This window comes from Rhodococcus sp. ENV425 (assembly GCF_002887785.1).
GTDB classification, from domain to species: Bacteria; Actinomycetota; Actinomycetes; order Mycobacteriales; family Mycobacteriaceae; genus Rhodococcus; species Rhodococcus aetherivorans.
This window is the reverse complement of the sequence record NZ_PCZU01000268.1, coordinates 31,844-44,097: the sequence shown is the minus strand read 5'-3', so window position 1 is coordinate 44,097 and position 12,254 is coordinate 31,844. Positions and strand designations below refer to the sequence as shown.

General features: G+C 69.7%; 12 protein-coding genes. 3 read left to right on the top strand and 9 right to left on the bottom strand.

Features of this window, described 5'->3' with window-relative positions; genetic code table 11:
- Window positions 1–65: 65 nt before the first annotated feature.
- The 3 genes from dctA (at window position 66) to pyk (ending at window position 4,352) form a co-directional block, all read left to right on the top strand.
- Entirely contained in the window at window positions 66–1,547 is a 1,482-nt protein-coding gene (gene dctA / locus CQZ88_RS24350) for a C4-dicarboxylate transporter DctA (RefSeq protein WP_037200455.1), read from the top strand.
- A gap of 35 nt (window positions 1,548–1,582) precedes the next feature.
- Window positions 1,583–2,773, top strand: a complete 1,191-nt coding sequence (locus CQZ88_RS24345; RefSeq protein ID WP_006943391.1) for a glycerate kinase — start codon at window positions 1,583–1,585, stop codon at window positions 2,771–2,773.
- An 82-nt stretch (window positions 2,774–2,855) separates the two neighbouring features.
- Window positions 2,856–4,352: a pyruvate kinase gene (gene pyk, locus CQZ88_RS24340; protein WP_006943392.1), complete on the top strand. Its 1,497-nt coding sequence runs from the start codon at window positions 2,856–2,858 to the stop codon at window positions 4,350–4,352.
- 109 nt (window positions 4,353–4,461) lie between these two features.
- On the opposite strand, the gene CQZ88_RS24335 is transcribed toward pyk, so the two are convergent.
- From CQZ88_RS24335 to CQZ88_RS31765, 9 genes are all read right to left on the bottom strand, one after another.
- Window positions 4,462–5,265 (bottom strand): ABC transporter permease, encoded by an 804-nt coding sequence (locus tag CQZ88_RS24335; RefSeq protein ID WP_006943393.1) that lies wholly within the window; start codon window positions 5,263–5,265, stop codon window positions 4,462–4,464.
- A complete protein-coding gene (locus tag CQZ88_RS24330; RefSeq protein WP_006943394.1) occupies window positions 5,262–6,245 on the bottom strand; it encodes a daunorubicin resistance protein DrrA family ABC transporter ATP-binding protein in 984 nt (327 codons plus the stop codon). Before CQZ88_RS24330 ends, CQZ88_RS24335 begins: the two co-directional genes overlap by 4 nt.
- 77 nt (window positions 6,246–6,322) lie before the next feature.
- Window positions 6,323–7,141 (bottom strand): SDR family oxidoreductase, encoded by an 819-nt coding sequence (locus CQZ88_RS24325; RefSeq protein WP_006943395.1) that lies wholly within the window; start codon window positions 7,139–7,141, stop codon window positions 6,323–6,325.
- A gap of 57 nt (window positions 7,142–7,198) precedes the next feature.
- The gene (locus CQZ88_RS24320; RefSeq protein ID WP_043797593.1) at window positions 7,199–7,918 is read right to left on the bottom strand and encodes a TetR/AcrR family transcriptional regulator; all 720 of its coding nucleotides are present in this window, start codon (window positions 7,916–7,918) and stop codon (window positions 7,199–7,201) included.
- An 81-nt stretch (window positions 7,919–7,999) separates the two neighbouring features.
- Window positions 8,000–9,172 carry a lipid-transfer protein gene (locus CQZ88_RS24315; protein ID WP_006943399.1) on the bottom strand — a complete coding sequence of 391 codons (1,173 nt, stop codon included), beginning with the start codon at window positions 9,170–9,172 and terminating at the stop codon, window positions 8,000–8,002.
- Window positions 9,169–9,576 carry a MaoC family dehydratase gene (locus tag CQZ88_RS24310; RefSeq protein WP_006943405.1) on the bottom strand — a complete coding sequence of 136 codons (408 nt, stop codon included), beginning with the start codon at window positions 9,574–9,576 and terminating at the stop codon, window positions 9,169–9,171. Before CQZ88_RS24310 ends, CQZ88_RS24315 begins: the two co-directional genes overlap by 4 nt.
- Window positions 9,573–10,610 (bottom strand): bifunctional MaoC family dehydratase N-terminal/OB-fold nucleic acid binding domain-containing protein, encoded by a 1,038-nt coding sequence (locus tag CQZ88_RS24305; protein ID WP_102800446.1) that lies wholly within the window; start codon window positions 10,608–10,610, stop codon window positions 9,573–9,575. The genes CQZ88_RS24310 and CQZ88_RS24305 overlap by 4 nt, the downstream gene beginning before the upstream one ends.
- Window positions 10,611–10,624: 14 nt before the next feature.
- Complete coding sequence (locus CQZ88_RS24300; RefSeq protein ID WP_006943410.1) at window positions 10,625–11,776, bottom strand: acyl-CoA dehydrogenase family protein; 1,152 nt, start codon at window positions 11,774–11,776, stop codon at window positions 10,625–10,627.
- Window positions 11,761–12,254: acyl-CoA dehydrogenase family protein (locus tag CQZ88_RS31765; RefSeq protein ID WP_258008766.1), on the bottom strand; the 494-nt coding region annotated here is incomplete at its 5' end. The genes CQZ88_RS31765 and CQZ88_RS24300, both read right to left, overlap by 16 nt.

The window sequence follows — 12,254 nt, the reverse complement described above, 5'->3', positions numbered from 1 at the left end:
GGGGCCCCGGATCCGGCCGTGCCCACCCGACCTTCCGCCCGAAACTCTCACCCGAGGTGCATGTCATGCAAACACCCAGTAGCGCAGCGAGTTCCCCACCGGCGACTGTGAAGAAGCCTTGGTACAGACAACTGTACTTCTGGGTCCTGATCGCCATCGTGCTCGGCATTCTCGTCGGATGGCTCTGGCCTGACACCGGCGAGGCCATGGAACCGATCGGCACCACCTTCATCACCGCGATGAAGATGCTGATCTGCCCGATCGTGTTCCTCACCATCGTCGGCGGCATCGCGAGCGTCGCGGACCTGAAGAAGGTGGGGGTGACCGGAATCAAGGCACTGACCTACTTCCAGGTCGGCACCATCATCGCCATGATCACCGGCCTGGTGGCCATCAACATCTTCCGCCTCGGCGACGGTGTGAACGCCGACGCGGCCTCTCTCGAAACCACCGACTCCGCCGAGACGCTGATCAAGAGCGGCGAAGAGAAACAGTGGTGGGAGTTCATCACCCACCTGGTCCCGGACAGCGTCCTCGGTCCGTTCGTCGAGGGCGACATCCTCCAGGTCATCTTCCTCGCCGTCATCTTCGGCGTCGCGATCAACGCGGTCGGACAGGTCGCGGCACCGATCCGGGACGCCGTCGAACGCCTCACCGCGGTGATCTTCAAGGTGCTCGGTTTCATCATGAAGCTCGCTCCGCTCGGCGCATTCGGCGCGATGGCCTTCGCCATCGGAAAGTACGGCGTTTCCACCCTCACCAGCCTGGGCAGCCTGATCCTGCTGTTCTACGTCACCTCCGCGTTCTTCGTGATCGTGGTCCTCGGATCGGTCATGGCGTACCTGCGGCTCAACATCTTCCGCATGCTCGGATTCTTCAAGGAAGAACTCCTGCTCATCCTGGGCACCTCCACAGCCGAGCCCGCCCTGCCCGGCCTGATGCGGAAGATGGAGTATGCCGGCGTCAAGAAGACCACCGTCGGACTGGTCGTTCCCACCGGCTACAGCTTCAACCTCGACGGCGCCGCCATCTACCTCTCCCTCGCCGCCCTGTACATCGCGCAGGCCACCAACACCGACCTGTCGATCCCCCAGCAACTCGGACTGCTCGGTGTCATGCTGCTCACCTCGAAGGGCGCAGCGGGCGTAGCCGGAGGCGGATTCATCGCCCTGACCGCAACCTTGAGCACCCTCGGCACCATTCCCGCCGCCGGCATCATGCTGATCTTCGGCATCGACAAATTCATGTCCGAGTGCCGCGCCCTGGTCAACTTCATCGGCAACGCCGTCGCCACCCTGTTCGTCGCCAAGTGGAACCACGAACTCGATGTCGACCGGGCCCGCCGCGTCTTCGCCGGCGAGGTACTCCCCCCACCAGCCGGGGAGACCGAGAACGACTTCGACATGGAGATCCTCGAACAGGAACCCCGGGACAGGCACCGTCACGACCCACATCGCGACAACACCGCCCCCGCCCTCTTCGCCGAGGCCGACGCAGTCCGCATCGACCACGAACGCCTCGACGACGCGCACACCGCCCGGCACTGAACGACGCATACACCACACACCCGGAAAGGCTGACGATGAGGGTTCTGGTCGCCCCCGACAAGTTCAAGGGGTCACTTTCCGCGGCGGAGGTCGCCGAGCATCTGGCGACCGGACTTTCCGCGGCGGGCATCGACAGTCGGCGGCTTCCCCTCGCCGACGGCGGTGACGGAAGCGTCGACGCAGCGGTGGCCGGCGGGTTCACTCCCCATCCGGTGACCGTGGCCGGAGCAACCGGAACGCCGCACTATGGCCGAATCGGCGTCCACGACGGCACCGCTGTGGTCGAAGTCGCCGACACCTGCGGGCTCGCCACCCTCCCGAGCGGCCGAAGGGCCCCCCTCGACGCGTCGAGCCTCGGAATGGGGCAGGCGATCGGCCACGCCCTGCGCCACCACCCCGTCCGGTTGGTCCTCGCCCTGGGCGGCAGCGCCAGCACCGACGGTGGCATGGGAATGCTCGCGGCGCTGGGCTTCGTCTTCTACGACAGCAACGGCCGGCAGCTACGGGCCTGCGGGCGAACCCTGCGCCAGGTCCACACGGTCGACGCCTCCCGGGCGGTGAACCTGACCGGCATCGAGATCGTGGTCGCCGGTGATGTCACCAACCCGCTGACCGGCCCGACCGGCGCGGCGGCGGTGTACGGGCCCCAGAAGGGCGCCGACCCCGCCACCGTGCGCTACCTCGACGACGGCCTGGAGAACCTGGTCGACGCGTTCACCCGGAGCGGCTGTCCCCAGGCCAGGGCGGTGGCCGACTCCACAGGGGCCGGCAGTGCCGGCGGCATCGGGTTCGCCGCCATGCTGCTCGGCGCCCGGATGGTGTCCGGCGCCGAGTTCTTCCTCGAACTGCTCGACTTCGACGGCTACCTTCCCGGCGCCGACCTGGTGATCACCGGCGAGGGCAGCATCGACGAGCAGACCGAACACGGCAAACTGCTGACCGTCCTGGCTCGCCGCGCCCACCCGGTCCCGGTGATCGCCGTTGCCGGCCGCAACAGCCTGCCCCGGTCACGCTGGCAGCAAGCGGGTTTCAGCCGAATCTGTGCACTCGGCGACTACACCGACCGGGATACCTCGACGGACCCCGCCCTGACGGGCCGGCTCCTCACTCGCATCGCGCGAGAGATCGCGCACACCTACGACACGCGGCTTCCCTCCGCCGCCGGCCCTCTCGTACCCCCCGCCGGCAATGCCCGCTACCGGCACACTGCCGAGAGCGCGCGCTGAGCTCCCGCCCACCCCGACGGCGCCCCGACAAGGGCCGGCCCGGCGCCGAACCACTTCACCGCACCCGAATCGAAGGATCCCGATGACCGTCACCGACCACGTCCGCCCCGTCATCGCTGCGGCGTCCCCTCTCGATCTCGGCGCCCTGCTGTCGCCGCGGCGGGCGAAGATCGTCTGCACCCTCGGGCCCGCGGTCGCCACGGACGACGGGCTGCTCGAGTTGGTGGAGTCGGGGATGGACATCGCCCGGCTGAACTTCAGCCATGGCGACCACAGCGATCACCAGGCCAACTACGACCGGGTCCGGGCGGCCGCGGAGGCCACCGGCCGATCGGTCGGGATCCTCGCGGACCTGCAGGGGCCGAAGATCCGTCTCGGCCGCTTCGCCGACGGCGCCACCGTGTGGGCGAGCGGGGAGACGGTACGGATCACCGTCGACGACTGTCCCGGCGACCACGACCGGGTCTCCACCACCTACAGTCGCCTCGCCGACGACGCCCGCCCCGGCGACCACCTGCTCGTCGACGACGGCAAACTCCACCTCGTTGTCACCGCCGTCGAGGGCCCCGACGTGGTCTGCACCGTCCTCGAGGGCGGACCGGTGTCGAACAACAAGGGCCTGTCGCTGCCCGGGATGAACATCTCCGCTCCCGCGCTGTCCGACAAGGACGTCGACGACCTCGAATTCGCCCTCCGGCTCGGCGTGGACCTGGTCGCACTCTCCTTCGTGCGCGCCGCCGCCGACATCGACCGCGTCCACGAGGTGATGAACCGAGTCGGCCGCCACGTCCCGGTGATCGCGAAGATCGAAAAGCCGGAAGCCGTCGACAACCTGGAGACAATCGTGCTCGCGTTCGACGCGATCATGGTCGCCCGCGGCGACCTCGGAGTCGAAGTGCCCCTCGAACAGGTCCCGCTGCTGCAGAAGAAGGCCGTGCAACTCGCCCGCGAGAACGCGCGGCCGGTGATCGTGGCCACCCAAATGCTCGATTCGATGATCGAGAACTCCCGCCCCACCCGGGCCGAGGCCTCCGACGTCGCCAACGCCGTCCTCGACGGCGCCGACGCTGTCATGCTCTCCGGCGAAACCTCCGTCGGCAAGTACCCGATCGAGACGGTCCGCACCATGGCCCGCATCCTCGCCGCCGTCGAACGCGAAACCACCACCGTTCCTGCCCTCACGCACACACCCCGCACCAAGGGCGGGGTCCTGTCCTTCGCCGCCCGCGACATCGGGGAGCGATTGCACGCGAAAGCCCTCGTCGCGTTCACCCAATCCGGGGACACCGTCCGCCGCCTCGCCCGCCTGCACACCCCGCTGCCACTACTGGCCTTCACCCCGCTGCCCGAAGTGCGCAACCAACTCGCCCTGACGTGGGGCACCGAGACCTTCCTCGTCGACCCCGTCCGCACCACCGACGACATGATCCGCCAAGTCGACACCGCCCTCCTCCGACTCGACCGCTACCGGCACGGCGACCTCGTCGTCATCGTCGCCGGATCACCCCCGAACACCATCGGCTCGACCGACCTCATCCACGTCCACCGCATCGGCACCAACGACCACACCTCCCACTGACCATCGGGTCGGGGGGCAAGTGCACCAGTCCGGCCACGAGCACCGCGTAGCGCGTTCGACGGCTGGGGCCGCGGCCCGTGCGCGACCCCAGCGCGTCGACCAGGGTTCCTCAGCGGCTGACGGCCTTCTGGTAGCGACGGATCGCGAAGGGCACGAACACGATCAGCATCGCGGCCGTCCACAGCAGCGACGCCAGGATCGGGTTCTGCAGCGGCCACGCGTCCGACACGGGCATCGCCGGATTGGTGTTGCCGAACAACTCCCGCACAGCCTGCGTCAGGGCCGACACCGGGTTCCATTCCGCGATCGTCTGCAGCACCGGGGGCAGCGAGGAGATGTCGACGAACGTGTTGGCCACGAACGACAACGGGAAGATCACCATGAAGCTCGCATTGTTGAACACCTCCGGCGTGCGGATCCACATCCCCACCACCGCCATCACCCAGGACAGCGCGTAGGCGAACAACAACAGCAGCGCGTATCCGGCAAGGGCCTCCCCGAACGACGAGTGGATCCGCCACCCGACGAGCAGGCCCGTCAGCGACATCACCACCAGGCTGAGCACGTTGATGAGCACGTCGGTGGAGGTGCGGCCGACCAGCACCGCGGACGGCGCCATGGGCAGCGAGCGGAACCGGTCGATGATGCCCTTCTGCAGGTCCTCGACCATGCCCAGACCGGTCCAGGTCGCCCCGAAGATCACCGTCTGGGTGAAGATGCCGGCGATGAGGAACTCGCGGTAGGACATCCCCGGAACCTGGATCGCGCTGCCGAACACGTACGCGAACAGCAACACGAACATGATCGGCGAGAGCATCGTGAAGACGATGAGGTCGGGCACGCGCTTGATCTTGATGACGTTGCGCTTGGCGATGGTGACCCCGTCCGACACCATCATCTGAGCCGTGTTCATCCCACCGCCTCCTCGATCTTCTCGTCCGCCTCGTGCCCGGTGAGGGCGAGGAACACGTCGTCCAGTGTCGGTTTGCGCAACGCCACATCGGTGACGCGGATGCCCGCCGCGGACAGCCGGCCGAGCGCCGTGGCCAGCACATCGGCGCCGCTGCCTGTCGAGCCGGTGTCGCTGACCGGCACGGTGACGCGACCGGATCCCGCGTCGGCCTGGATCTCGCCGACCGCGAGGTCGTCGAGCTCGCGGCGCACGGTCGGGATCGTGGCGGCGTCCGCGACCCCCAGCTCGATGCGTTCCCCGCCCACGAGGCTCTTGAGTTCGTCGGCGGTGCCGCGGGCGATCACGACGCCCCGGTCGATCACCGCGATCCGGTCTGCGAGCCGCTCCGCCTCCTCCATGTACTGGGTGGTGAGCAGCAGCGTCGTCCCCTGCGCGACGAGCTGGTCGATGACCTCCCACAGCTGGAGCCGGGCCCGCGGGTCCAGCCCGGTGGTGGGTTCGTCCAGGAACAGCACGGGTGGCTGCGCCACCAGCGCACCGGCGAGGTCGAGCCGGCGCCGCATGCCGCCGGAGTAGCCCTTGACCGGACGGTCCCCGGCCTCGACCAGGTCGAACTGCTCGAGCAGCTCACGCGCCCGCTCGCGGCTGCGCTTGATACCCAGATGGTAGAGGCGACCGACCATTTCGAGATTCTCGAACCCGGTGAGATACTCGTCGACCGCGGCGTACTGGCCCGAGGCGCCGATGTGCGAACGCAGAGCGCGCGCGTCGGCGACGACGTCGAGTCCCGCCACGGTGGCCCGGCCCTCGTCCGGTACGAGCAGGGTGGTGAGCACCCGCACCGTGGTCGTCTTGCCGGCGCCGTTGGGCCCGAGCAGCGCCGTCACCGTCCCTTCCGGGACTCGCAGATCGATTCCGTCGAGGGCCGTGACCCGTCCGTACCTCTTGATCAACCCCTCGGCGACTATGGCGTCGGCCATGAGTCCTCCCCGTCGTCGGATGTGCGCCCCAGTGTGCTACAGACCTCCGACAGGTTTCGAGCGGTTTTCCCGGCTCGTCAGATACCGGCCAGCAGTCGTTCCTGATAGCGCCGCATTCCGGTGAGCCAGCGGTCGTAGTCGGCGCCCTTCATCCGGTACATGTCGAGGACCTCGGGGTGCGGCAGGATCAGGAACTGCTCGGCCTCGACCCCCGCGAGCACCACCTCCGCGACGTCGGCCGGTTCGAGGACCGCCCCCGCGGAGGTGACGGCCCGCGCGGCCGCCATGCCCAGCCCCTCGCCGGAGGTCTCCCCCTCGTGCAGCAGCTGGGTGTTCACCCCCATGGGGCACACGCAACTGACGCGGATTCCCTTGTCGCCGTAGGTGACCGACAGCCATTCGGCGAATCCGACGGCGGCGTGCTTGGTGGCCGAGTAGGTGGCCGAACCGATCTGGGTGAGCAGCCCGGCGGCGGAGGCGGTGCTCACGAAGTAGCCCTCGCCGCGCTCGAGCCATCGCGGCACCATCAGCTGCGCGGCCCGCACGTGCGCGCGCAGGTTCACGTCGAGCGCGAGGTCCCAGGCCGACTCGTCGGCGCCGAGCCCCGCTGCCCCGGCGACTCCGGCGTTGGCGAAGTACAGCGCGACGGGACCGAGGTCGGCCTCGGCGCGGTCGACGATCTCCCGGATCCGGTCGGGGTCGGCGACGTCGGCGCCGACGCCCACGGCCAGACCGGCGCCGTCGGGATCGAGCTCGCGGGCCACGCGCTGCGCGGCGTCGCCGTCGAGATCGGCGACGAGCACCCGCGCTCCCGCGGCGACGAGCCGGGCAGCGAGTGCGGCGCCGATCCCGTTACCGGCTCCGGTGACAACGGCGACCTTGCCTTCGACGTGCACTGGCGTTCCTCTCGTCGGGGATGATGCCTCTCTGTTTAGTTGAATCAAACCTCGAGTTCAAGTGGTTGCCGTGGCGGCGCGCTCCGGGATCCGCAGCGCATTGGCCCACAGCCGCGTCAGGGTGGTCACCAGGACGTCGAAATCCACCGGCTCGGCGTCGCCGAGGGCGAGCGTCGAGTAGGCCAGGCGGCTGACCATGCCCGACAGCGCGCGCGAGGCGAGCATCGGATCGAGTTCCGGATCGGCGATGCCGCGCTTCTGCAGCTCCGCGATGCTGCGCGCGTTGCGCCGGATGAAGGTCTCGCCGCGCCGGCGCCGCAGCTCGCGGAAGCGCGGATCGATGCTCGCGACCTGCTCGAGCAGCACCATGAGGCGGGCGTTGCGGCGGTACGCCTCGAGGTACGCCCGGTTGCTGGCCTCGAGCACCGCGTACGGGTCGTCGGTGCCCGCGGCCCGGCCCATCCCCGGGTGCAGCATGTCCTCCTGGGCCTCCTGGAGGACGGCCGCGAACACCTCCTCCTTGTTGTTGAAGTAGGTGTAGAAGGACCCCGTCGAGCACTTCGCCTCACGCGTGATGTCGGTGAGCTTGCTGTCGAGGAACCCGGACCGCTCGAAGACGACCCGGGCCGCCGCGATCAGCTCGGCGCGGCGGCGCGCCCCGCGCTGGGTGACCGGCGGGTCGTGCAGCAGGTCCGCCGGCGCCATGGACGGCGCCGGTCCGTCCCAGTCGGCGTCGCGGCCCGCGTCGCCGCGGCCTGAGTGTGAGGCGGAATTCATGTCCTACTTATACCGTCCCGGTCGGCTCCCGGCCGTGATGTCCGGCCGGATCCTCCCGGGTCCGGGCGGACACCGGCGCCCTCAGCTCCTCGCCAGCACCAGTCCCGACGTCGGCACGCCGGTGCCCGCGGTGACCAGTACGTTCTCCACGTCGGGAACCTGATTGACGGATGTGCCGCGCAGCTGGCGCACCCCCTCGGCGATGCCGTTCATCCCGTGGATGTATGCCTCGCCGAGCTGGCCGCCGTGGGTGTTGAGGGGCAGCCGGCCGCCGAGCTCGATCGCCCCGTCGGCGACGAAGTCCTTCGCCTCGCCGGGCCCACAGAACCCGAGTTCCTCGAGCTGCATGAGCACGTACGGCGTGAAGTGGTCGTAGAGCACCGCCGTCTGCACGTCCTGCGGGCCGAGGCCGGACTGCTCCCACAGTTGGCGGCCGACGATGCCCATCTCGGGCAGCCCCGTCAGGCCGTCACGGTAGTAGCTGGCCATGATGTACTGGTCCGGTCCGCTGCCCTGGGCGGCCCCCGCCACCACGGCCGGCGGCTGGGGCAGGTCCCGCGCCCGTTCGGTCGTGGTGACGACGAGCGCGACGCCGCCGTCGGACTCCTGGCAGCAGTCGAGCAGGTGCAGCGGTTCCGCGATCCACCGCGAATTCTGGTGGTCGTCGAGGGTGATCGGCCTGCCGTGGAAGAAGGCATGCGGATTCGTCGCGGCGTGCCTGCGGGCCGCGACGGCGACCTTCCCGAAGTCCGCGCTGGTGGCCCCGGTGACGTGCATGTAGCGCCGGGCGGCCATCGCCACGAACGAAGCGGGGGTGCCCAGGCCGTGCGGATAGGAGAAGGCGTAGTCGGTGCCGGAGGAGTTGACCTGCGCGGACAGCGCGGTGTTGACCTGACCGTACCGCGCCCCGGAGCGCTCGTTGAAGGCCCGGTACACCACCACCACGTCCGCGACGCCGGTGGCGACGGCCATCGCCGCCTGCTGCACGGTGGCACATGCCGCGCCGCCGCCGTAGTGGACGCGGGAGAAGAACTTCAGGCTCGGGATCCCCACCGCACGTGCGACGGCGATCTCGGTGTTGGTGTCCATCGTGAAGGAGGTCAGGCCGTCGACGTCCGCCGGGCGCAGGCCGGCGTCGGCCAGCGCCGCCCGCACCGCCTCCGCGGCCAGGCGCAGTTCGCTGCGGCCGGAGTCCTTGGAGAAGTCGGTGGCACCGATGCCGGCGATGGCGGCGCGGCGGGACAGGTCGCTCATGCGGAGCCTCCGATCTCGAGGACGGCCTTCGCGGTGATGTGGTCGCCCAGACCGTTCTTGCCGACGATGTCGACGGTGATGCGCCCGTCGGCCTCGACGGCGGCGACGGTCCCGGTCAGGGTCAGCGAGTCGTACGCGTACCAGGGCACCCCCAGCCGCAGCGAGACCGACTTCAGCACCGCGCGCGGACCGGCCCAGTCGGTGACATAGCGCTGCACCAGCCCGGTGTCGGTGAGGATGTTGACGAAGATGTCCTTCGACCCGCGCTGCTGCGCCTTGTCGCGGTCGTGGTGCACGTCCTGGAAGTCCCTGGTGGCCAAGGCCGTCGAGACGACGAACGTCGGATCGGCCCGGATCGTCAACGGCGGCAAGGATTGTCCGACGGTGACCGTTCCCGCGTTCATGCGCGCTCCTCGCTCGGCTGCCAGGCGTACAGGGTCCAGGGGTCGCCGCCGGTCTCGTCGTCGCCCGGGAAATCGAGAAAGATCGCCTCGACCGGCGTCCCGATGCGCACGTCGCCGGGGTCCACCCCGCGCAGTTCGCCGAGCATACGAACGCCTTCCTCGAGTTCGACGAGGGCGACGACGTACGGCACCGTCCGCCCCGGCACCTTCGGCGCGTGGTGCACCACGTAGCTGAAGACGGTGCCGCGGCCCGACGCGACGACGTAGTCGGTCGTCTCGTCCTGGGCCAGCCACAGCGCCGGCACCGGCGGGTGCTGCAGCGTGCCGTCGGGCCGCCGCTGGATACGCAGTTCGTGCGCGGCGACACCGTCCCAGAAGAACCGCGTGTCCTGCGACGCGGACGGCCGCAGCATGCGGGTGGGGTCGAGGTCCGCCGGAACCGCCGGGGCCGAATGTGACACCGGTTCGGTTGAATCGACAGAATGTGACATTCGGCCGGTCTCGCGGAGGGGCGGCGCGAACTTGAGGATGCGGAAGAGCATTTCGGCGACCACCTCGTCGCCGACCTTCCACACGCTGCGGGTGGTGAAGAACCAGCCCTCGCCGAGGCCGGTCTTCTTCGGTCCGGCGAGGTCCTCGAGGGTGGACTCGATGGTCACCTCCTCGCCGTGGCGCAGATAGCGGTGGTAGACCTGATCGCAGTTCGTGGCGACGACCGACGTGTAGCCCGCCTCGTCGAGGATCTCCGTCATCCGGCGGAGCGGATCGTCCTCCTCGCGCTTGGCGCCGAGGCCGCGCATGGTCCACACCTGCGCCATCGCGGGTGGCGCGACGAGGCCGCCGTGCCCGGCCGCGATCGCGGCGGATTCGTCTGTGTAGATCGGGTTCTCGTCGCCGATCGCCTCGAGCCAGTTGCGGATCAGCGGCAGGTTCACCCGGTCGCGGCCCGCACGCGGCTTGGACGGCCCGTCGGCGCGGACGCGTTCGGCGGCCGCGCGGATCTCGTCGTGGGGGGACGGCACGGCGGCGCTCATCGACACGTCCCCCTTCACCGCGGGACCCGGGGCATGGCCAGGCCCGCCGTCGCGATCAGTTCCCGCATCACCTCGTTGACACCGCCGCCGAAGGTGATCACCAGGTTCCGCTTGACCTGCATGTCGAGCCAGCGCAGCAGGTCGGCGGTCTCCGGGTCGCCGGGATCCCCGAACCGGCCGACCATCTCCTCCGCGAGCCGGCCGACACGCTGGATGCGTTCGGTGGCGAACACCTTGGTGGCCGACGCGTCCGCGATGTCGACCGCCTCGGATTCGCTGGCGGCGACCTGCCAGTTGAGCAGTTCGTTGAGCCGGAACGTCGCGTGGATCTCGCCGAGCCCGCGCCGCACGTCGGGTTCGCCGAGCAGGTCCCGGGAACGGGCCCAGGCGAACACCCGGTCGTAGAGCCCGCCCACGCGGCCGGCGGGGCCGAGCATGACGCGTTCGTGATTGAGCTGGGTGGTGATCAGCCTCCAGCCCTCGTTCTCCTCGCCGACGAGCATCTCGACCGGGACGCGCACGTCGCTGTAGTACGTGGCGTTGACGTGGTGCGCGCCGTCGCAGGTGATGATGGGGGTCCAGCCGAAGCCGGGGTCCTTGGTGTCGACGATGAGGATCGAGATGCCGCGGTGCCTCGAGTCGGCGCTGCCGGTGCGCACCGCAAGCCAGACGTAGTCGGCGTCGTGGCCGCCGGTGGTGAAGATCTTCTGCCCGTTCACGACGTAGTGGTCGCCGTCGCGCACGGCCGTGGTGCGCAGTGCGGCGAGGTCGGTCCCGGCGTCGGGCTCGGAGTAGCCGATCGCGAAGTGGACCTCGCCGGCGAGGATGGCGGGCAGGAACTTCCGCTTCTGTTCCTCGGTTCCGTAGACCTGCAGGGTCGGCCCGACCGTCTGCAGGGTGACACTGGGCAGCGGCACGTCGGCGCGCACGGCCTCGTTGACGAAGATCTGCTGCTCGACCTCACCGAAGCCGCGGCCGCCGAATTCGACGGGCCAGCCGACGCCGAGCCAGCCGTCCTTGCCCATCCGGCGCACGACCTCCCGGTAGGTGGGGCCGTGGCGCTCGGTGCGCATGATCGCGGCCTCCTCGGGGGAGATCAGGTCCGCGAAGTACCGTCGCAGTTCCGCCTGCAGCGCGCGCTGCTCGTCGGTCAGATCGATGAACACCGGGCCCCCACGAGGTCGAGTCGGTACGAGGCGCCGCCGAGCAGGCGCGCCAGATCCTTTGCGGTCGAGGAATAGCGATGCAGCGGATAGGTCTCGTCCACGCCGAGACCGCCGTGCAGGTGGTGCAGCACGCGCACGGCGGGCGGCAGCTCCGTGGCGATCCAGTACGCCGTGACGTCGAGGTCGTCGTCCGCGGCGGCGTTGCGGGCGTCCTGCGCGACCCGCCAGGCCGCGGCGAGCGCGGCGACGTGCAGGGTGCGGGAGGTGACGTAGACGTCGGCGATCTGCTGGGCCACCGCCTGGAAGGCGGCGAGCGGCTTGCCGAACTGGTGCCGGGTGCTCACGTGCTGTGCGGTGAGCTGCGTTGCGCCCGAAAGCAGTCCGTCCGCGTAGGCGCCGACCGCGGCGAGGGCGAGGCGGTACAGGACGGCGACGTCGGCGGCCGGGTCGGCGCCGTCGCCGAGGAGCAGGCCCGGCG

What these genes read in the sequence shown, in the direction of transcription:
- dctA (WP_037200455.1), top strand. Translation starts at nt 66, where the DNA reads ATGCAAACACCCAGTAGCGCAGCGAGTTCCCCACCGGCGACTGTGAAG.
- CQZ88_RS24345 (WP_006943391.1), top strand. Translation starts at nt 1,583, where the DNA reads ATGAGGGTTCTGGTCGCCCCCGACAAGTTCAAGGGGTCACTTTCCGCG.
- pyk (WP_006943392.1), top strand. Translation starts at nt 2,856, where the DNA reads ATGACCGTCACCGACCACGTCCGCCCCGTCATCGCTGCGGCGTCCCCT.
- CQZ88_RS24335 (WP_006943393.1), bottom strand. Translation starts at nt 5,265, where the DNA reads ATGAACACGGCTCAGATGATGGTGTCGGACGGGGTCACCATCGCCAAG.
- CQZ88_RS24330 (WP_006943394.1), bottom strand. Translation starts at nt 6,245, where the DNA reads ATGGCCGACGCCATAGTCGCCGAGGGGTTGATCAAGAGGTACGGACGG.
- CQZ88_RS24320 (WP_043797593.1), bottom strand. Translation starts at nt 7,918, where the DNA reads ATGAATTCCGCCTCACACTCAGGCCGCGGCGACGCGGGCCGCGACGCC.
- CQZ88_RS24315 (WP_006943399.1), bottom strand. Translation starts at nt 9,172, where the DNA reads ATGAGCGACCTGTCCCGCCGCGCCGCCATCGCCGGCATCGGTGCCACC.
- CQZ88_RS24310 (WP_006943405.1), bottom strand. Translation starts at nt 9,576, where the DNA reads ATGAACGCGGGAACGGTCACCGTCGGACAATCCTTGCCGCCGTTGACG.
- CQZ88_RS24305 (WP_102800446.1), bottom strand. Translation starts at nt 10,610, where the DNA reads ATGAGCGCCGCCGTGCCGTCCCCCCACGACGAGATCCGCGCGGCCGCC.